The organism is Sphaerotilus microaerophilus (genome assembly GCF_023734135.1).
In the GTDB taxonomy this organism is placed as follows: domain Bacteria; phylum Pseudomonadota; class Gammaproteobacteria; order Burkholderiales; family Burkholderiaceae_C; genus Sphaerotilus; species Sphaerotilus microaerophilus.
The window spans coordinates 1974939-1994742 of the sequence record NZ_AP025730.1; the positions used below are offsets into that span (position 1 = coordinate 1974939).

The 19804-nt window shown below is 71.7% G+C and carries 18 protein-coding genes; 9 read left to right on the top strand and 9 right to left on the bottom strand.

Going from position 1 to position 19804, the window contains the following annotated elements; translation table 11 throughout:
• Nucleotides 1-107: 107 nt before the first annotated feature.
• The 7 genes from NGK70_RS08680 to NGK70_RS08710 all read left to right on the top strand — a co-directional run bounded on the left by NGK70_RS08680 (nt 108) and on the right by NGK70_RS08710 (nt 10280).
• Nucleotides 108-1211, top strand: coding sequence for an alpha/beta fold hydrolase (locus NGK70_RS08680; RefSeq protein ID WP_251972851.1), 1104 nt, complete (start codon nt 108-110; stop codon nt 1209-1211).
• A 100-nt stretch (nt 1212-1311) separates the two neighbouring features.
• On the top strand, nt 1312-2196 hold the full coding sequence (locus NGK70_RS08685; protein WP_251972852.1) for a LysR family transcriptional regulator: 885 nt from the start codon (nt 1312-1314) through the stop codon (nt 2194-2196).
• A 330-nt stretch (nt 2197-2526) separates the two neighbouring features.
• On the top strand, nt 2527-3354 hold the full coding sequence (locus NGK70_RS08690) for a putative hydro-lyase (protein WP_251972853.1): 828 nt from the start codon (nt 2527-2529) through the stop codon (nt 3352-3354).
• A gap of 92 nt (nt 3355-3446) precedes the next feature.
• The gene (locus tag NGK70_RS08695) at nt 3447-4451 is read left to right on the top strand and encodes a TRAP transporter substrate-binding protein (RefSeq protein WP_251972854.1); all 1005 of its coding nucleotides are present in this window, start codon (nt 3447-3449) and stop codon (nt 4449-4451) included.
• Between the two features lie 67 nt (nt 4452-4518).
• On the top strand, nt 4519-5034 hold the full coding sequence (locus NGK70_RS08700) for a TRAP transporter small permease (protein ID WP_251972855.1): 516 nt from the start codon (nt 4519-4521) through the stop codon (nt 5032-5034).
• Nucleotides 5035-5044: 10 nt separating this feature from the next.
• Nucleotides 5045-6340: a TRAP transporter large permease gene (locus tag NGK70_RS08705; protein ID WP_251972856.1), complete on the top strand. Its 1296-nt coding sequence runs from the start codon at nt 5045-5047 to the stop codon at nt 6338-6340.
• A 136-nt stretch (nt 6341-6476) separates the two neighbouring features.
• The gene (locus NGK70_RS08710) at nt 6477-10280 is read left to right on the top strand and encodes a hydantoinase B/oxoprolinase family protein (protein WP_251972857.1); all 3804 of its coding nucleotides are present in this window, start codon (nt 6477-6479) and stop codon (nt 10278-10280) included.
• A 206-nt stretch (nt 10281-10486) separates the two neighbouring features.
• Here the strand turns inward: NGK70_RS08710 and NGK70_RS08720 are convergent, their stop codons facing one another.
• From NGK70_RS08720 to hypE, 4 genes are all read right to left on the bottom strand, one after another.
• The gene (locus NGK70_RS08720; RefSeq protein WP_251972858.1) at nt 10487-12244 is read right to left on the bottom strand and encodes an enoyl-CoA hydratase-related protein; all 1758 of its coding nucleotides are present in this window, start codon (nt 12242-12244) and stop codon (nt 10487-10489) included.
• A gap of 16 nt (nt 12245-12260) precedes the next feature.
• Nucleotides 12261-12671: a type II toxin-antitoxin system VapC family toxin gene (vapC, locus tag NGK70_RS08725; protein ID WP_251972859.1), complete on the bottom strand. Its 411-nt coding sequence runs from the start codon at nt 12669-12671 to the stop codon at nt 12261-12263.
• Entirely contained in the window at nt 12668-12874 is a 207-nt protein-coding gene (locus tag NGK70_RS08730) for a type II toxin-antitoxin system VapB family antitoxin (protein ID WP_251972860.1), read from the bottom strand. The genes vapC and NGK70_RS08730 overlap by 4 nt, the downstream gene beginning before the upstream one ends.
• Nucleotides 12875-12935: 61 nt before the next feature.
• Nucleotides 12936-13997 carry a hydrogenase expression/formation protein HypE gene (gene hypE, locus NGK70_RS08735; RefSeq protein WP_251972861.1) on the bottom strand — a complete coding sequence of 354 codons (1062 nt, stop codon included), beginning with the start codon at nt 13995-13997 and terminating at the stop codon, nt 12936-12938.
• A 67-nt stretch (nt 13998-14064) separates the two neighbouring features.
• Here hypE and NGK70_RS08740 point away from each other — a divergent pair, with 67 nt between their 5' ends.
• Together NGK70_RS08740 and NGK70_RS08745 are read left to right on the top strand one after the other, a co-directional pair.
• The gene (locus NGK70_RS08740; RefSeq protein ID WP_251972862.1) at nt 14065-14316 is read left to right on the top strand and encodes a type II toxin-antitoxin system Phd/YefM family antitoxin; all 252 of its coding nucleotides are present in this window, start codon (nt 14065-14067) and stop codon (nt 14314-14316) included.
• A complete protein-coding gene (locus tag NGK70_RS08745; protein WP_251972863.1) occupies nt 14313-14567 on the top strand; it encodes a Txe/YoeB family addiction module toxin in 255 nt (84 codons plus the stop codon). The genes NGK70_RS08740 and NGK70_RS08745 overlap by 4 nt, the downstream gene beginning before the upstream one ends.
• A 74-nt stretch (nt 14568-14641) precedes the next feature.
• Here the strand turns inward: NGK70_RS08745 and hypD are convergent, their stop codons facing one another.
• The 5 genes from hypD to hypB are packed head-to-tail and all read right to left on the bottom strand — an operon-like array spanning nt 14642 to nt 19768.
• Complete coding sequence (gene hypD, locus NGK70_RS08750) at nt 14642-15922, bottom strand: hydrogenase formation protein HypD (RefSeq protein WP_251972864.1); 1281 nt, start codon at nt 15920-15922, stop codon at nt 14642-14644.
• The gene (locus NGK70_RS08755; protein ID WP_251972865.1) at nt 15919-16167 is read right to left on the bottom strand and encodes a HypC/HybG/HupF family hydrogenase formation chaperone; all 249 of its coding nucleotides are present in this window, start codon (nt 16165-16167) and stop codon (nt 15919-15921) included. The genes hypD and NGK70_RS08755 overlap by 4 nt, the downstream gene beginning before the upstream one ends.
• A 23-nt stretch (nt 16168-16190) precedes the next feature.
• The gene (locus tag NGK70_RS08760) at nt 16191-17855 is read right to left on the bottom strand and encodes a Kae1-like domain-containing protein (RefSeq protein ID WP_310742607.1); all 1665 of its coding nucleotides are present in this window, start codon (nt 17853-17855) and stop codon (nt 16191-16193) included.
• Nucleotides 17856-17864: 9 nt separating this feature from the next.
• Nucleotides 17865-18614 (bottom strand): acylphosphatase, encoded by a 750-nt coding sequence (locus NGK70_RS08765; RefSeq protein WP_251972867.1) that lies wholly within the window; start codon nt 18612-18614, stop codon nt 17865-17867.
• Between the two features lie 20 nt (nt 18615-18634).
• Nucleotides 18635-19768, bottom strand: a complete 1134-nt coding sequence (hypB, locus tag NGK70_RS08770; protein WP_487391328.1) for a hydrogenase nickel incorporation protein HypB — start codon at nt 19766-19768, stop codon at nt 18635-18637.
• Nucleotides 19769-19804 lie beyond the last annotated feature (36 nt).

Below are 19804 nucleotides of genomic sequence, written 5' to 3' on the forward strand. Positions count from 1 at the left end.
CATCGACGGCGGCGCGGGATGAGTCCGGTCTGGCCCAGGCGCTCACCCCCGGCCGCTCTCCCAAGGTGGGAGAGGGGGGGCCGCACCGGGGTGCGGGACTGATGCCCATGAGCGCCGACCCTTCTATCGACCCCTTTGCCGCCGGCCGCTGGCTGGAGCGGCCGGCGGCCGAGGGCGTGTCGCACCGCGTCTGGTACTGCGAAGGCGGCGACCCCGGCGGCCGGCCGGTGCTGGTGATCCACGGCGGCCCGGGCGGGCGCAGCCGGCCGGAGTCGCTGGCGGGGTTGGCCGGGCTGCCGCTGCGCTGGATCGTCAGCGACCAGCGCGGCTGCGGGCGCAGCCTGCCGCTGGGTGAACTGCGCGGCAACACGCTGGAGTGGCTGCTGGACGACCTGGAGGCGCTGCGTGCCCACCTGGGCCTGGAGGGCTGGGCGGTGGCCGCTGGCTCCTGGGGAGCCTTCGTTGCGCTGGCCTATGCGGCGCGCCACCCGCAGCGGGTGCAGGGGCTGTTCCTGCGTTCGGCCTTTCTGGGCAGCACGGCGGAGCTGGCGCACTACCTGGGCGGCTGGGCGCCGTGGCTGGGCGAGCCCGGGCGCCGCTGGCTGGACGGGGAAAGCGGGGAGAGCGGGGAGGGCCCAGCGCCGTCCACGCCGCTGGATCTGGCCGATCTCTACCTCCACCACCGCCACGACCTGGCCGGGCTCAGCCCGGCCGGCCAGCCGGCCACGAGCGCGCAGGACCGGCTCGCCCTGGCCGCGCAGGCCTATGACGACGACCAGGGCGCGCCCGGCGGCGTTCTGGCGAGCGGGGCGCGCTGGTCGCTGGCGCGCATGCAGCGGCCCGAGGCCCGCAGCGAAGCCACCCTCGCCAGTTGGCGGGTGCACGCCCACTACGGCGGCAGCGGCTGGACGGCGGGCCACGACGCCTGGGGCTGGGCCGCAATGGTGCTGCCGGCGCTGGCGGTGCGGGGCCTGCCGCTGATGCTGGTGCATGGGGAGGCGGATGCGGTCTGCCCCGTGGCCACCACGGACCGGCTGGCGGCGATGTCAGCCCGGGGGGGCCTGGGGTCAGCGGGCCCCTGCGGCCCTGGGGTCGGGATGGGCGTCGAGGTCAGCCGCGTGCCCGGTGGCGGCCACCGCATGGGCAGCGAGCCGATGGCCGGCGCGCTGCGGGAAGCGGCGCAGCTCTGGGGTCGGCGGCTGCTGGCTTGACCGTGGTGCAGGAGGCCGCGCGGAACGCGGTGTGCCTTGTGGTGCGCAATGGGGCGCGGATGGCGGTGAGGCCGCTGGCAGCCCGTACCATCCCCGTGCCATGAACCTGCGTTTTGTCGAGGCCTTCCACTGGGCGGTGTCGCTCAAGAGCGTGACCCGCGCGGCGCAGAAGCTGCACATCACCCAGTCGGCGCTGTCGGCGCGCATCGCGGCGCTGGAGGAGGAGCTGGGCACGGTGCTGGTGGATCGGCGCGACAAGCAGTTCCGCCTGACCGTGGCCGGCCAGCGCTTCCATGTGCTGGCGCTGCGGCTGCTGGAGGTGCAGCGCCAGGTGCGCGCGGAGATGAGCAGCCACGCCGGCCGCGCGATGGTGCTGCGGCTGGGGGCCATCGAGTCGGTGGTGCACAGCTGGCTGACCGGCTGGCTGCAGCAGATGCGCAGCTCGCACCCGGACTTCGAGCTGGAGCTGACGGTGGAAACCTCGCCGGTGCTGGTCGACCAGGTGCGCCGCGGCGCGCTGGACCTGGTGTTCGCCGCACTGCCGGCGTCGGACTCGGCGGTGCGCACGCTGCCGCTGCCGCCGATGCCGATGGTGTTCGTCGGCCACGCGGCGCAGCACACCCAGCCGTGCTACAGCCTGCTGGACCTGAGCTGCATCGAGCTGCTGACCTTCCAGCGCGGCTCGCAGCCGCACCAGGCGCTGCTGGCGCTGTTCGAGCAGCACCGCGCGCCGGTGCCGCGGGTGCACACCATCTCGTCCATCTCGGCGATGGTGCAGCTGGTGGAAGGCGGCTTCGGCGTGGCCACGCTGCCGCAGGCCACGGTGCCGGCGCTGGCGCGGGGCGCGCCGCTGCGCGAGCTGGTGGCCGAGCGGGCGCTGCAGCCGCTGCCCATCCACGCCAGCTTCCGGGAGGACCCCACCTCCACCCTGACCCGCTCGGTGCTGGAGTCGGCGCAGGCCTACCTGGGGCAGCCGCCGGGCTGAGGTCGGCGGTCCCGGTCACTGCCGCAGGACCGGGCAGCCTCCGCCGGGCTCCGACGCGGGGCGGGGGACGCAGGCGGCGGTGGCCGCGGGCCGGCCGCGTCGACCCCTGTCGCTGCGCTGCGCAGGTGCACCCGTCTGGGGCGGTCTGTCCCCAGCGGGGTTCGTGAATTGAGTCATCAAAAAAATCGATGATGACAACGAAAAATTCTCGTTGGATCGTTGCGAAGGGGGCTTTCACAATCCGCCGCATTCGCTCCCTCACCCCAGCATCAGCCTCCGCGTCCAGCGGCATCGACCGACCCGGATGCAGGGCCACCCCAGGAGACAGGCATGAACCCTTGTGACAGCCACAGCCCCACCGCCTCCAACGGCTTGACGGCGCAAAGCACCGGCCGCGAGGTGCGGCAGGCCGCCCGCAGCGGCCGGCTGAGCGGCCACACCAGCGGCCTGGCCCGCGAGCAGGTGCAGGCCAACCTGGCGATCCTGCCGGCGTCGCTGGCGGGGGACTTCCTGCGTTTCTGCCAGCGCAACCCCAAGCCCTGCCCACTGCTGGCGGTGTCCGAGCCTGGCCAGTATCTGCTCGACGAATTGGGCGAGGACCTGGACATCCGCAGCGACGTGCCGCGCTACCGCGTGTGGCAGCACGGCGAGCTGGTGGCCGAACCCACCGACCTGCGTGAGTTTTGGCGCGATGACCTGGTGACCTTTGCGCTGGGCTGCTCCTTCAGCTTCGAGCATGGCCTGCTGGCCGCCGGCATCGCGCTGCGCCATGTGCAGCAGGGGCGCAATGTGGCCATGTACCGCACCAACATCGCCACCCGGTCGGCCGGGCCCTTCCACGGGCCGATGGTGGTGTCGATGCGCCCGATGAAGGCGGCCGACGCGATCCGCGCGGTGCAGATCACCGCCCGGGTGCCGGAGGTGCACGGCGCGCCGATCCACCTCGGCGACCCGGCGCTCATCGGCATCGGCAACCTGGCCCGCCCCGACTACGGCGACGCGGTGGAGGTGCTGCCCGACGAGCTGCCGGTGTTCTGGGCCTGCGGGGTGACGCCGCAGTCGGCCATCGCCACCGCCCGCCCGGCCTTCTGCATCACCCACGCGCCCGGCCACATGCTGGTGACCGACCGGCTGAACCGCCATCTCGGCCTGGGCTGAGCCCCGGCCGGGTTCACCCTTTGCCGCTGACCCTTCCCTTCCCCGCCCCCGCCCACCCCCCCAGACACAACCGACCTGCCGAGGAGATGACCATGCAAGCCGCCACCACCCGCCGCCACCTGCTGGCCCTGACCGCCACCGCCACCACCGCCGCCGTGCTGGGGCTGGCCACCCCCGTGGCGCAGGCCGCCACCGCCTGGGACCTGCCCACCGCCTACCCGGTGGCCAGCTTCCAGACCGAGAACCTGGCGGCCTTCGCGGCCGAGGTGGACAAGGCCAGCGGCGGCAAGCTCAAGATCACCCTGCACCCCAACGCCTCGCTGTACAAGGCCAACGAGATCAAGCGGGCGGTGCAGACCGGTCAGGTGCCCGCAGGCGAGTTCATCCTCTCCGGGGCGTCCAATGAGAACCCGCTGTTCGGCACCGACGCGCTGCCCTTCCTGGTCGACAGCTACGCCGAGGCGCGCAAGCTCGCCGGCATCGAACGGCCCTACCTGGAGAAGCTGCTGGCCTCCCAGGGCATGAAGCTGCTCTACACCGTGCCCTGGCCGGGCCAGAGCCTGTACAGCGTCAAGCCCATCGAGTCGGCTGCCCACCTCAAGGGCACCAAGATGCGCGCCTACAACCCGGCCTCCTCGCGCATCGCGCAGCTGATGGGCGCTCAGCCCACCACCATCCAGCTGGCCGAGCTGGGCCAGGCGCTGGCCACCGGCACGGTGGACAACTTCCTGACCAGCAGTGCCAGCGGGGTGGAGAACAAGCTCTACGAGAGCGTGAAGCACTTCTACCGGGTCAACGCCTGGCTGCCCAAGAACGCCGTGGTGGTGTCCACCAAGGCCTTCGACGCGCTGGACAAGCCCACCCAGGAGGTGCTGCTCAAGGCCGCCGCCGCCGCCCAGGAGCGCGGCTGGAAGGTCAGCGAGGCCAAGGACGCCGAGTACCAGAAGGAGCTGGCCGCCAAGGGCATGAAGGTGGCCGACCCCAGCCCCGCGCTGAAAAAGGACCTGAAGGCGGTGGGCGACAAGATGGTGGCCGAGTGGCTCAAGACCGCCGGTGCGGACGGCCAGGCCATCGTCGACGCCTTCAACAAGCCCTGACCTCTTCCGGCCAGCCTGCCCTGGCGGCGCGCCGGCCCACTGCAACGATCAATGAGGAGACAAGCGCATGAAGACGCTGCTCATGGCGTTCTACCGCCTGCTGGGCCTGCTGGCCATGCTGGCGATGGTGGCCGCATTCATCACCGTCGGCCTGGGCGTGGTCGCCCGGGAGGCCGGCTGGGACATCCAGGGCCTGGATGCCTACGCCGGCTACGCGATCGCCGCGGCCCTGTTCCTGGCGCTGCCGACCACCTTCCAGCGCAGCGAGCACATCCGCGTGACGCTGCTGCTGGAGAAGGCGCCACCCCGGTGGCGCAATGCGCTGCAGGTCTGGAGCCTGCTGGCGGCCAGCGTGCTGGCCGGCCACCTGGCCTGGTTCTCGCTGCGGCTGGTGTGGATCTCCCACTCCACCCACGACATCTCCCCGGCGATGGACGCCACTCCGCTGTGGCTGCCGCAGATGGCCATGGCGCTGGGCGCCTTCGGCCTGGCCGTGGCCTGCCTGGATGCGCTGGTGAGCCACCGCCTGGGTCTGCCCTTCTTTGCCACCCCGGCGGACGGCGAAGCCGCCCGCGTCGAATGAGGAGCAACCCATGGATGCCTTGATCGCCCTGTTGCTGATCGTGCTGATGCTGGTGGTGCTGGGCTCGGGCCTGTGGATCGGCCTGGCCCTGCTGGGGGTGGCGGTGTTTGCGATGCAGACCTTCAGCAGCCGCCCGGTGGGCGATGCGATGGTGCTGACCATCTGGGGCTCCACCTCCAGCTGGACGCTCACCGCCCTGCCGCTGTTCCTGTGGATGGGGGAGATCCTCTTCCGCACCCGGCTGTCGGAGGGCATGTTCCGCGGCCTGGCGCCCTGGCTGAACCGCCTGCCGGGCCGGCTGCTGCACATCAACGTGATCGGCTGCGCCATCTTCGCGGCGGTGTCGGGTTCGTCGGCGGCCACCTGCGCCACCATCGGCAAGATCACCCTGCCGGAGCTGAAGAAGCGCGGCTACCCCGACCCCATGGCCATCGGCACGCTGTCGGGCGCCGGCACGCTCGGGCTGCTGATCCCTCCGTCGATCATCATGATCGTCTACGGTGTGGCCGCCAACGTCAGCATCGCCAAGCTGTTCATGGCTGGCGTGCTGCCGGGCATCCTGCTGGCGCTGGTGTTCATGGGCTACATCGTGGTGTGGGCCCTGCGGCACCCGGAGCAGGTGCCCGCCGCCGACGCCTCCATGGGCTTGCTGGCCAAAGTCTACGAAGGCCGTCACCTGATCCCGGTGGTGCTGCTGATCGCGCTGGTGCTGGGCTCGATCTACTCCGGCCTGGCCACCGCCACCGAGGCCGCCGCGCTGGGCGTGGCCGGCTCCCTGGGGCTGGCGGTGGTGGAGGGTTCGATGAGCTGGCAGCGCTTCGTCGACGGGCTGGCCGCCTCCGTGCGGGTGTACTGCATGATCGGCCTGATCCTTGCGGGCGCCTCCTTCCTGACGCTGGCCATGGGCTTCATCGGCCTGCCGCGCCACCTGGCCGAGTTCATCGGCGGGCTGGGCCTGTCGCCCTTCGTGCTGATGCTCAGCCTGGTGCTGTTCTTCATCGTGCTGGGCTGCTTCCTGGACGGCATCTCGATGGTGGTGCTCACCATGGCGGTGCTGCTGCCCACGGTGCAGAAGGCCGGCTTCGACCTGATCTGGTTTGGCATCTTCATCGTGCTGGTGGTGGAGATGGCGCAGATCACCCCGCCGGTGGGCTTCAACCTCTTCGTGCTGCAGGGGCTGACGAAGCGCGACATCACCTGGCTGGCGCGCGTCTCGATGCCGATGTTCTGGCTGATGTGCGGCTTCGTCCTGCTGGTGTACTTCGTGCCCGGCATCGTCACCTGGCTGCCCTCGCAGATGCAGTAGCCGCCGCCCCGGCCCCCGCCTGGGCCCCGTGCCCTCCCGATTTCACACCTCAACGCTGGCATCGCTGCGACGCCGGGGCCTGCTGTGGCCCGTCGGTGCGGCGAACTGCAGCCCACCCTTTTTCGGAACCACCGTCATGTCTTCTGTCCCCTCGACCCCCGTGAAGCCGGCCCGCTGGCAGTTCTGGATCGACCGCGGCGGCACCTTCACCGACCTGGTCGGCCGCGCACCCGACGGCACCCTGCACACCCTCAAGCTGCTGTCCGAGAACCCGGAGCAGTACCGCGACGCCGCGGTGGAGGGCATCCGCCGCCTGCTGGGTCTGCCGCCCGGCGAGCCGATCACGCCCGAGCAGGTGGAGTGCGTGAAGATGGGCACCACGGTGGCCACCAACGCGCTGCTGGAGCGCAAGGGCGACCGCACGCTGCTGGTCACCACCCGGGGCTTGCGCGACGCACTGCGCATCGCCACCCAGGCGCGGCCCCGGCTGTTCGACCGCGCCATCCACCTGCCCGAGCGCCTGTACGAGCGTGTGGTGGAGGCCGACGAGCGCGTCAGCGCCCAGGGTGAGGTGGTCACACCGCTGGACGAGGCCGCCCTGCGTGCCGACCTGCAGGCCGCCTTCGACGCCGGGCTGCGCGCCTGTGCCATCGTCTTCCTGCACGGCTGGAAGGCGCCGGCCCATGAGCAGGCCGCCCAGCGCCTGGCGGCCGAGGTGGGCTTCACGCAGATCTCGGTCTCGCACCAGGTGAGCCCGCTGATGAAGCTGGTGCCGCGCGGCGACACCACCGTGGTGGACGCCTACCTCAGCCCGATCCTGCGCCGCTACGTGGACCAGGTGGCCAGCCAGATGCCGGGCGTGCGCCTGTTCTTCATGCAGAGCTCCGGCGGGCTGACCGAGGCGCAGCGCTTCCAGGGCAAGGACGCCATCCTCTCCGGCCCGGCCGGCGGCATCGTCGGCATGGTGCGGACTGCTTTGGTTGCCAAGCAGGAGAAGGTCATCGGCTTCGACATGGGTGGCACCTCCACCGACGTGAGCCACTACGCCGGCGAGTTCGAGCGCGCCTTTGACACCGAGGTGGCCGGCGTGCGCCTGCGCGCCCCGATGATGAGCATCCACACCGTGGCCGCCGGCGGTGGCTCGGTCATCCGCTTCGACGGGTCGCGGCTGCGCGTGGGCCCGGAGTCCGCCGGTGCCAACCCCGGGCCGGCCAGCTACCGCCGCGGCGGCCCGCTGGCCACCACCGACGCCAACGTGATGCTCGGCCGCATCCAGCCGGCCTGGTTTCCCAAGGTGTTCGGCCCCCACGCCGACCAGCCGCTGGACCGGGAGGTGGTGGTGCAGCGCTTCACCGAGGTGGCCCAGGCCATGAGTACGGCCGCCGGCAGGCCGGTGACGGCCGAGGAGGTGGCCGCCGGTGCGCTGCAGATTGCGGTGGCCAACATGGCCAATGCCTGCAAGCGCATCTCGGTGGCGCGGGGTTATGACGTCACGGGCTACACCCTGCAATGTTTTGGCGGCGCCGGTGGACAGGCGGCCTGCCTGGTGGCCGACGCGCTGGGCATGAGCCGCATCCTGGCGCATCCGCTGGCCGGCGTGCTGAGTGCCTACGGCATGGGCCTGGCCGACCAGACCGCACTGCGCGAGGCCTCGCTGGAGGCTCCGCTGGACGCCGGCGGACTCGCCCGTGCCCGGGCGCTGGCGCAGCAGCTGGCCACCCAGGCCCGCGATGAGCTGCTGGCCCAGGGGTTGTCCGCCGCCGTCCTGCGCACGGTGGCCCAGGTGCAGGTGCGCTACGAGGGCACCGACACCGCCTTGCCCTGCCCGCTGGCGCTGGAGGGCGATGCCGCCGCCGCGCTGGAGGCGATCACCACCGCCTTCGAAGCCGGCTACCGCCAGCGCTTTGCCTTTCTGATGCCCGGCCGTGGCCTGACGCTGGAAGCGGTGAACGTGGAATGTCTGGCTCCGGGCGAGGCGGTGGAGGCGACGGGCCTGCCCACCGCCGACGTGACGCCGCACGAACCCGCTCCGCTGGAGCGGGTGCCGATGTACTGCCTGGCCGACGAACGCCCGGCCGGCTGGCGCGAGGCCGGGCTGTTCCGCCGCGAGGGGCTGGAGCCGGGCGCCCGCATCACCGGGCCGGCCGTCATCGCCGAGAAGAACGCCACCACCGTGGTGGACGACGGCTGGCAGGCCGAGCTCACCGGGCGCGGCGACCTGCTGTTGCAGCGCATCCGCCCGCGCGCCCAGCAGCATGCGGTGGGCACCCAGGCCGACCCGGTGATGCTGGAGGTGTTCAACAACCTGTTCATGAACATCGCCGAGCAGATGGGGCTGCGGCTGCAGAACACCGCCTACTCGGTCAACATCAAGGAGCGGCTGGACTTCTCCTGCGCGCTGTTCGACGGCCAGGGCCAGCTGATCGCCAACGCGCCGCACGTGCCGGTGCACCTGGGCTCGATGAGCGAATCCATCCGCTCGGTGATCGAGCGCAACCCGGCGATGGTCCCCGGCGATGTCTTCGTGCTCAACGACCCGTACCACGGGGGAACCCACCTGCCGGACATCACCGTGGTGACGCCGGTGTTCCTGAACGGTGAGGCCCGCCCGGCCTTCTACGTGGCCAGCCGCGGCCACCACGGGGACGTGGGTGGCAGCACGCCGGGGTCCATGCCGCCGTTCTCGACCTCCATCAGCGAGGAGGGCGTGCTGATCGACAACTTCCACCTGGTGGCCACCGGTCCGGACGGCCACCCGGTGATGCGCGAGGCCGAGATGCGTGCCCTGCTGGCCAGCGGCCCCTGGCCCTCACGCAACCCCGACCAGAACCTGGCCGACCTGCGCGCCCAGATCGCCGCCAACGAGAAGGGCGTGCAGGAGCTGCGCGCCATGGTGGCCCAGTTCGGCCGCGACACCGTGGCCGCCTACATGGGCCATGTGCAGGACAACGCGGAGGAGAGCGTGCGCCGTGTCATCACCGCACTGTCACAACGGCCCCCAGGCCCCGTGGGCGCCAGCGCACTGCCCCCCACGGCGCCGCCCCCCGAGGGGGACCGGCCGACTTGGGGTGGCCCGGCGTCGGCCGGAGACGGCGAATTCACCCTCCCCCTGGACAACGGCGCCCAGATCCGCGTGGCGGTGCGGGTGGACGCCGCGCGCCGGGCGGCACAGATCGACTTCACCGGCACCAGCGCCCAGCTGCCGGGCAACTTCAACGCCCCGCGCGCCATCACCACCGCCGCGGTGCTCTACGTCTTCCGCACCCTGGTGGACGACGCCATCCCGCTCAACGCCGGCTGCCTCAAGCCGCTGGAGCTGATCGTGCCTGTGGGCAGCATGCTCAACCCGAACCACCCGGCGGCGGTGGTGGCCGGCAATGTCGAGACCTCTCAGTGCATCACCAACGCCCTGTACGGTGCGCTGGGCGTGCTGGCCGCCAGCCCCTGCACGATGAACAACTTCACCTTCGGCGACGATGCGCACCAGTACTACGAGACGATCGCCGGCGGCTCCGGAGCGGGCCCGGGCTTCGACGGCACGGCGGTGGTGCAGACCCACATGACCAACTCCCGCATGACCGACCCGGAGGTGCTGGAGACGCGCTTCCCCGTGCGGCTGGAGGCCTACACCGTGCGCGCCGGCTCCGGCGGCGCCGGGCAGTGGCGCGGCGGGGACGGCGGTGAGCGCCGCGTGCGATTCCTGGCGCCGATGACCGCCTCCATCCTCAGCAACGGCCGTCAGCACGGTGCCTTCGGTGCTGCAGGCGGCCAGCCCGGTGCGGTGGGCGAGAACTGGGTGCAACGCGCCGATGGCTGGTTGGATCGGTTGGGCCACATCGGCGAGGTGCAGATGCAGCCCGGCGACGTGTTCATCATCCGCACTCCAGGCGGCGGGGGCTGGGGGGTACCCCCCGCAGCCGCCGGGGAGGTTCGGCGATGAGCCCGGTGATCGCAGACCCCACCCGTGCCGCGGCGGGCCAGGGCGAGCCGGCCCTGTCGTACGTGCGCCACCAGGCCGACGGCCCCTGGCAGACCTACCTGACCCAGGTGGAGCGGGTGCTGCCCTACCTCGGCCCGCTCAGCCGCTGGGCGCAGACCCGTCTGGAGCCTTGGCAGGAGCTGTGCCAAGCCGCACAAGCCGCTGGACTAGCGGTGCACCGCCAGGTGCCGCGGCGTCCACGCATGCGGCTTGCGGTGCACGAAGTAGTGCCGCGCCACGTGGTAGCTGGGGTCGAAGCCGTAGAAGTTGCGGTGCATGCGCTGCAGCTCCTCCTCGCGGTGGCGCTGCAGCGGCTTGGCGGCCTCGTCGGCGGCGCGGCGGGCGGCCTTGGCGGCGATGCGCTCGGCCAAGTCTGGTGAGGCGGCCAGGGCCAGCGCCTGCTGGCGGGCCAGCACTTCCAGCTCGGCAGCGTCCTCGCCCAGCACCGCGTCGAGCAGGCCGATGCGCAGCGCCTCGGCCGCGCCGATCGGCAGGCGGCCCTGGGTGATGGCCTTGGCCTGCGCGGCACCGACGCGGCGGGGCAGGGTGTAGGTCCAGTACTCCGAGCCGTAGAGGTTGCCCATGTTCTTGTAGTGCGGGTTCTGCACCACGCCGGCATGGGCCCAGACCTGGTCGGCCGCCAGCGCCAGGAAGCAGCCGCCCGCGCCGGCGTTGCCTCGCAGCACGGCGACGGTGAGCCGGTCGGTCAGCGTCAGCAGCTCCAGCGCGGCGTCGTCCATCGCGTTGATGTTGCGCCAGGAGGCATCCGCAGCGCTGTCGTCGGCGCTGTTGCCAGGCGTGAGGCCCATCTCCGGCGCGGCGGCCTCGATGTCGTGCAGGTGGATGCCGTTGGAGAAGAAGTCCGGCCCGCCCGTCAGCAGCAGCACTTTGATCGGCCGCTGGCGCAGCGCGCGCAGGGTGTCGCGCAGGCGCTCGCACTGGCGGGTGCTCATTGCACCGTTGTGGAAGGCGAACTCCAGCCAGCCGACGCGCGCCTCGGCCGGGCCGAATTCTTCGTAGCGCAGCTCGTCCCAGTCGGCTTCGGGTCCCTCTGCCGGGCGCTCCAGCGGCGCGGGCCATTCTGGCAGCGCGGCGCATTCGGCGGCAAAGGCCCGGGTGGTGGCCAGCTTGAGTGTCAGGCCGTCCGGCCCGGTGGGTGCGCGGCGCACATGGCCGATCCAGATCGCGCCGTCCACCGTGCGCACCAGCACGCCCGGCCCGCGGCGGGCGATGGCGTCGCCCGGCTGGCCGAGCCCGGCGGCGCGTGCCCGCGTGGCGGCGTTGGCCGGGTGGGCGTCGAAGAGGTGTGCCGGCTGGCCGAACAGCGTCGAGGCGACGCCCGGGAAGCCATCCGCCGCGCGCAGGTGGCGCCCGATCGTCTCGCTGTCGTCGCGCCGCCAGTCGATGGCGCGGTCGGCCTGGCGCATCAGTGGCTGCCAGCCGTCGTCGCCCGCGGGCGCTTCGACGAGCGGCAGCGCCAACCTCTGCAGCGCCTCGCGCACCGCGCCCACCGCCGCGCGGGTCACCTCGCGTCGGTACAGGCTGGCCTTGGTGCCGGGGCGCATCGCAAAGCTCGCGTGCGCCAGCACCGGCCCGGCGTCGAACTCGTCGGTCGCCTGCAGCACCGTCACGCCCCAGTGCGCGCGCTCGCGCATCACCGCCCAGTCCAGCGCACTGGGCCCGCGGTCGCCCGGCGGGCCGGGGTGGACGATCAGGCAGGGCAGCCGCCGCCAGGTGGCCTCGGCGATGCGGCGCTTCAGGAAGGGCGCGATCAGCACGTCCGGCCGGAACAGGTCGATGGCCTCGTCGGTGACGTTGTCGGCAATGTCCAGCTCCACCGACAGCGTGTGCCCGTCGTCGCGCAGGGCGGTGAACAGGCGCTGGCTGAGGCTGTTGAAGCTGTGACAGAGCAGGAGGATGCGCATGGCAGTTTGGCTGGAGTCAGCTCACCGCCCAGAGCCTGAATTCGACGTGCCGGGCGGCAAAGCGGAAGTCCTGGTCGGTGGACAGCAGGGTCAGGTCATGGCGGCGGCAGAGCTGGATCAGCAGGGCGTCGATGGTGCCGATCTGCACGCCGCCTCGGCGGCAGGTGTTGCGTAGCTCAGCCGCTTCGATGTGGTCCTGCCGATCCGGCTGCACGCAGCCCAGCGCCGCGAAGTGCTCGATGATTCGCGCGCTGTCCTTCGGGCCGGCGAAGCCCTGCAGCAGCTCCTGCAGCACCAAGCCAGTGACGAACACCTGATCCGCACCGAGGATCGCCTCGCGCAGCGCCAGCACCTCGGGCGGTTGGGGCTGGGTGGCCTGGCGCCGCAGGGCAAGCGACCAGACGCTGGTGTCGACCAGCAGGCTCACGACTCAGCCCGGCTGCGCTCGGCCTTGGGGTCGAAGCTGCTGTCCCACTCCAGCTGACCGAACAGCTCCGCCACCCGCCGCTGCTCACGCCGGGCAATGAACTCCTGCAGGGCGCGGGTGACGGCGGCCTTCTTGGTCGGTTCGCCGCTGACCTGAAAGGCCCGCTCCAGCAGTTCGGGATCGAGGGCGAGGTTGGTGGCCATGTGTGACTCCTTCGGTTCCAGTCTACACATCCATCGTGGGCAGGACAAATCGGCCTCGTGTTCAGCAGATCCTCGGCAGCGGCTCCCCGCTCAGCCAGTCCACCACGCGCTGGCCGCCGAAGGCGGTGGTCATCTGCACGAAGTGGTGCGCGTCCTCCGTGACCACGCCGATGCGCGCAGCCTGAGCGCCCAGCGGGTGGGCGCGCATCGCGGCCAGCAGGGCGTCGGCCGCCTCGGGCGCGACGATGGCGATCAGCTTGCCCTCGTTGGCGATGTACAGCGCATCCAGCCCCAGCAGCTCGCAGGCGGCGTCCACTTGCGGCGCGATGGGGATCGCCGCCTCCTGCAGCATCATGCCCACGCGGGACTGGCGGGCGATTTCGTTGAGCGTGGTGGCCAGGCCGCCGCGGGTGGGGTCTCGCAGGGTGCGGACGGCGCCTTCCGGCACGGCGGCCAGCATCGCGGCGACCAGGCCGTGCAGCGCGGCGGTGTCGGAGACGATGGCGGTCTCGAACTCCAGCGATTCGCGCTGCGACAGCACCGCCACGCCGTGGTCGCCGATCGTGCCGGAGACCAGGATCACGTCGCCCACGCGGGCGCGCGCACCGCCGATCTGCCGGCCCTCGGGCAGCGCGCCCACGCCGGTGGTGCTGATGAACACGCCGTCGCCCTTGCCCTGCTCGACCACCTTGGTGTCGCCGGTCACCACCGGCACGCCGGCCTCGCGGGCGGCGGTGGCCATCGAGTCGACGATGCGCTTGAGGTCGGCCAGCGCAAAGCCCTCCTCGATGATGAAGCTGGCCGCCAGGTACAGCGGCGTCGCGCCCATCATCGCCACGTCGTTGACCGTGCCGTGCACCGAGAGCGCGCCGATGTCACCGCCCGGGAAGAACAGCGGCGAGATCACGTGGCCGTCGCAGGCCATCACCGGCCGGTGGCCGGGCGGCAGCGCCGGCAGCGCCGCGCCGTCGTTGCCCTGGCGCAGGAACTCGTTGTCGAAGGCGCGCGCGAACACCTCCTCGATCAGCTGCAGGCTGGCCCGGCCCCCGGCGCCGTGGTTCATGTCGATGCGACCGTGCTTGAGGTCGAGGGGGCGGATGTAGTCTTTCTTGGGGGTGCTCATGGGTGGGGTCTCAGAGGTTGTTATTGTACAATTTTGCGTACGCTATTGAAGCGGTGGAGAACTCGCCTTGGATGCCATTTCCTACTCGGCCGCGCGCGCCAACCTGGCCAGCACCATGGACCGCGTGTGCAACGACCATGAGCCGCTGATCGTCACCCGCAACGGCCAGCCCTCGGTGGTGATGCTGTCGCTGGAGGACTACCAGGCGCTGGAGGAGACGGCCTACCTGCTGCGCAGCCCCGCCAACGCCCGGCGGCTGCTCTCGGCCGTGCAACAGCTCTCGGCCGGCCAGGGCCAGGAGCGGGAGCTGGTGGAATGAAGCTGGTCTTTGCGGACGCCGCATGGGAGGACTACCTCTATTGGCAGAAGCAGGACCGCAAGATGGTGGAGCGCATCAACAAGCTGATCCGCGAAACCCAGCGCGAGCCCTTTGAGGGCGTCGGCAAACCCGAGCCGCTGAAGCACGCGCTGGCCGGCTTCTGGTCACGCCGCATCACCGAAGAGCACCGCATGGTCTACCGGGTCGAGGGCGACGCTTTGCTGATTGCGCAGTTGCGGTATCACTATTGACATTGGATGGATGCAGGACTCAGCGGGTCAGGGCTGGAAGCCTTGCCCAACGAGCTGGAGCCTCGCTGCGATCCTCAGAGCGTTCCATCTGTCCGCAGCTGCTTCCCGAACGCTTCCAGGGTCAAGGTGGGCTCACCTTTGCGTGCATGCGCCGCTGCGATGTCCGCCTCGTCTTCTGCTGACCGCTGCTGACGCCCGGCCCTCGTGCTCGCAGGCGGGGCGGCCACCACCGGAATGTCCCGGAAGCGCCCATAGCTGTAGTGCGCGGCGCAGGCGCCTTCGCTGGAGACCATGCACGAGCCCATCGGGTTCTCGGGCGTGCAGACCGTGCCGAAGAGCTTGCAGTCGGTGGGGCGCTTGACGCCGCGCAGGATGGCGCCGCACTCGCACTGTTTGTGGTCGGGCACGGGGGTGTAGCTGAGCTCGAACTTGCGCTCGGCGTCCCAGGCGGCGAAGGCGGGGCGGATCTTCAGCGCGCTGTAGGGCACCTCGCCCAGGCCGCGCCACTCGAAGCTGCTGCGCAGCTCGAAGACCTCGCTGACGACGGCCTGCGCGGCCAGGTTGCCCTCGGGCGTCACCGCGCGGGTGAATTCGTTTTCCACTTCGGCGCGGCCCTCGTTGACCTGGCGCACCAGCATGCGGATGGCCTGCATCACGTCCAGCGGCTCGAAGCCGGCGATCACCACCGGCTTGCGGTACTCCTCGGCGAAGTGCACGTAGGGGTCCGAGCCGATGATGATGCTGACGTGGGCCGGGCCGATGAAGCCGTCGATAGGCACCGTGCCGTACTGGCGCACCTCGGGGCTCTCCAGGATGTGCGTGATCGCGCTCGGCGTCAGCACGTGGCAGCAGAGCACGCTGAAGTTGGTGATCTGCTCCTTGGCGGCCTGGCGGATCACCAGCGCGGTGGGCGGCGTGGTGGTCTCGAAGCCGATGGCCAGGAAGACCACCTCGCGGTCCGGGTGCTTGCGCGCCAGCCCCAGCGCGTCGGCGGCGGAATAGACCATGCGGATGTCCGCGCCGCGGGCCTTGGCCTTCATCAAACTGAGGCTTTCCGAGGCCGGCACGCGCATCACGTCCCCGTAGGTGCAGAGGATCACGCCCCTTTCCATCGCCAGCTTGATCGCCAGGTCCACCCGGCCGATCGGCAGCACGCAGACCGGGCAGCCGGGGCCGTGGATCATGCGCACGTTGGGCGGCAGCAGCTCCGTGACGCCGTAGCGGGAGATGGCGTGGGTGTGGCCGCCGCAGAACTCCATGAAGCTGTACTGGCGGTCGGGCCGGGCCTCGGCGGCGAGGCTCTCGGCGATGCGCCGGGCGAGGTCGCCGTCGCGGAATTCGGTGACGTACTTCACTGCGACTGCTCCACGGCGGCAGCCTGCTCGACGGCGGAGAGCTCGGCAAACAGCGCCAGCGTCTGCGCGGCCTCCTCGGGGTCGATCACGCCGATGGCGTGGCCGACGTGGACGATGACGTAGTCACCGACCTGCGCCTCCGGGGTCAGGGCGCCACTGACGCGCTTGCGCACGCCACCGAGGTCGATCAGCAGCTCTTCACCATCGAGTCGTTCGATCACGCAGGCGGGCAGGGCGAGGCACATGGGTCTTGTTCTCGGGAAGGAAGTCAGGGAAGGTGGGCTGCCGGAGCGGCGCCCAGCAGGTGGTCGAGGGCGATGGCGGCCTGGCCCAGCGCGAGGCCGCCGTCGCCGGGTGGCGCCTGGCGGGCTTCCAGTGGGGTCAGGCCGCGCTCGGCCAGCGCGGCGACCAGGCCGTTGCGCAGGCGGCGATTGATGAGGCAGCCGCCGCCAAGCGCCACCCCGTGCAGGCCGGTGGCGCGGGCGTGGTGGGCCACCCAGTCGGCGAGCGCGGCGACCAGCGTGGCGTGGAAGGTGGCGGCAATCGTGGCGGAGGCCGTCGGAGCTTCCGTCGCATCGGCGAGATGAGTCCACAGGCCCGGCCAGGTCAGCCGGCCTTCGGCGTCGATCCGCCAGGCGTCGGGCCAGGGTGTGGCGGGGTGGTCTGCGGCCAGCGCCTCCAGCCGCATCGCAGCCTCGCCCTCGTGGCGCTGCACCGGGCAGAGGCCGAGCAGGGCGGCGGCGGCGTCGAAGAGGCGGCCGGCACTCGGTGTGGGTGGGCAGTTCAGATTGCGCGCCAGCAGCCGGGCGATCTGGCCGGCGCCAGCCTGGTCGGCAAAGCGGGCGGCAATCTCCTCGCCGCGGCCCAGTGCGTGCAGCACGGCGGCACCGAGGCGCCAGGGCTCGGCCGCGGCGCGGTCCCCGCCGGCCAGCGCGAGTGTCGGCAGGTGGCCGAGGCGCTCAAACCCACCGCTGGAGACTCGCAGCAACTCGCCGCCCCAGGGCGTGCCGTCGTCGCCCAGGCCCACGCCGTCCAGCAGCAGGGCCAGCGTCGGTGCGGTGGCGCCGTGTTCGGCCCGCACCGCGGCGGCATGGGCGTGGTGGTGCTGCACCGCGAGCGTCGGCACGCCCCATTCGGCGGCCAGGGCCTGGGCGTGCTGCGTGCTGAAGAAGTCGGGGTGGAGGTCGTGCGCGATGAGCTGCGGTCGCACGCCGAGGAAGTCGCGCAGCCGCTCTATTGCCTCCACCAGCGCGTGCCGGCAGGCGGCGCTGCCGAGATCTCCGATGTGCGGGGAGAGAAAGGCCTGGTTGCCGCGCGTCAGGCAGACGGTGTTTTTCATCCACGCGCCGGTGGCCAGCACCGGCGGCGCGTCGGCGGGCACGCCGGGCAGCTCGATCGGGTCGGGTACGTACCCGCGGGCGCGGCGCACGAACGGGGCGAAAAAGGCGGAGGAGACGGCGCCATCGGCGCCACGCATCGGCCGGCGTACGCTGTCATCCACCCGGCCGAGGATGGGGCGGTTGTGCACCAGCAGGGCATCGCACAGGCCGCCCAGGCGTTCGACCGCCTCGGCCTCGTCCACCACCAGCGGCTCGCCGCCGGGGTTGGCGCTGGTCATCACCAGCAGCGTGGGCTGGGCCGCCTCGCGCCAGGCGCGGCCCGCGGGCCGGCCGAGCAGTTCGTGGATCAGCAGCGCGTGCAGCGGCGCAGCCGGCAGCATCAGGCCCCAGTCATTCAGGCCGGGGGCGATCAGCGGGTGGCGCTCGGCCACGCCGGTTCGCGTGGGCAGCAGCAGGATGGGCGCCGCCGGGCTGGCGAGCAGCCGGGCGGCATCGTTATCCACTTCTGCCCACTGCCGCGCGCTGGCGACGTTGGGCACGAGCAGTGCGAAGGGCTTGCTGGCGCGCTGCTTGGCGGCGCGCAGGCGCTGCAGCGGCGCAGCTTACCGGGCGTCGCAGACCAGGTGGTAGCCGCCCACGCCCTTGACGGCCAGGATCTGCCCGGCGGCCAGCCGCCGCGCGGCCTCGGCCAGCGGGTCGACGCCAGCGATCGGCGTGCCGTCCGGCTGCCACAGCGCCAGCTGCGGGCCGCAGGCCGGGCAGGCCACGGGCTGGGCGTGGAAGCGGCGGTCGCTGGGGTCGCGGTACTCGCGCGCGCAGGCGGGGCAGAGCGGGAAGCCGGCCAGGCTGGTGTTCGGCCGGTCGTAGGGCAGCCGCTGGGTGATCGTGAAGCGCGGGCCGCAGTGGGTGCAGTTGATGAAGGCGTAGCGGTGGCGGCGGTCGGCGGGGTCGAAGAGCTCGTCCAGGCAGTCGGCGCAGGGCGCGGCGTCGGCCGGCAGGCCGGTGGCCAGCGCCGCGCCGGCGTCGCTGGCGAGGATGCGGAAGCCCGCTTCGTCGCTGCGCACAGTCTGAGGCGTCTGCTGCAGCGCGTCGATGCGCGCCAGCGGCGGCGGCGACTGGCGCAGCCGTTGCGTGAAGACCCGCAGCGCGGCGGCGGGGCCCTGGACCTCGCACTGCAGCCCGGCGGCGTCGTTGCGCACCCAGCCGTTCAGGCCCAGCGCCAGCGCCTGCTGCGCGCACCAGGGCCGGAAGCCCACGCCCTGCACCGCGCCGCGCAGGTGCAGGTGTAGGCGCAGCTCGGCGACCGACGCGGCATCCGCCTCAGTGGCATCGGGCTGCAGCAGGGCATTCATCGTCGCAGGCCCGCTCGCGTTCAGCCCTTGGCGGCAAGCTGCGCTTCCAGCTCGGCGACGCGCGCGCGCAGCCGTGCCAGCTCGGCGGCTTCGGGCGATTCTTGGGATTCGGTGGGCTGGTCGCCTTGCAGCAGCCAGTCCAGCCAGGCGTCCATGCCCTGGCCGCTCCTGGCCGAGACCAGCAGCACCTCGATGCCCGGGTTGACGCGCTGGGCGTACTCGATGCACTTCGCCACATCGAAGTCCAGGTGCGGCAGCAGGTCCACCTTGTTGAGCAGCATCAGCTTGGCGGCGGCGAACATGTCCGGGTACTTGATCGGCTTGTCCTCGCCCTCGGTCACCGAGAGGATAGCCACCTTGGCGCGCTCGCCCAGGTCCCACATCGCGGGGCAGACCAGGTTGCCGACGTTCTCGATGAAGAGCAGCGCGCCCGGGCCGTGGTCCGCGGTGTGGCTGTGGGCGTGCTCGCCGGTGTGCGAATGCTCATGCACGTGCACCGAGCCATCCGAGTGGGTGTGCGCATGCGCGTGGCCGTGGGCCTGCCCGGCGGCGTGCGAGTGCTCGTGCACATGGCCGTGCAGCGACAGGCGGCCGAAGGCGTCGGCCACCATCGGCGCGTCCAGGTGGCAGCCCTTGCCGGTGTTGACCTGGATCGCCGGAGCGCCGGTGGCGCGGATGCGGTCGGCGTCGTTGCTGGTCTGCTGGTCGCCCTCGATCACCGCCACCGGCAGCTGAGGTGCGCGGGCCTTGAGCGCCTCGATGGTGGCGCACAGCAGCGTGGTCTTGCCCGAGCCCGGGCTGGAGACGAGGTTGTAGGCCACCACGTCGTGCGCGGCGAAGTGGGCACGGTTCTGCTCGGCGATGCGGTTGTTGGCGCCGAGCACGTCCAGCTCGATCTTGATCGCGCGGGCCTGGCTCATGCCGGGCACCGAGACGCGGGCGCTGCCGGCGCCGTAGTGCAGGTCGCCGGTGGCGGCGTCCACCTGCGGCGCGCCGTCCGGGCGGATCACCTCAGCGTGGTCATGGCCGTGATCGTGCGAATGGCCGTGCGAATGGCCGTGCGTATGTTCGTCGGCATGGTCATGCGCGTGGTCATGGTCGGGATGCCCGTGGCGCGTGTCGTGCGCCGGGTGGTGATGGGCGTGGCTGTGCACCACGCCGTCCTCGTGGCGATGCTCATGAGCATGGTC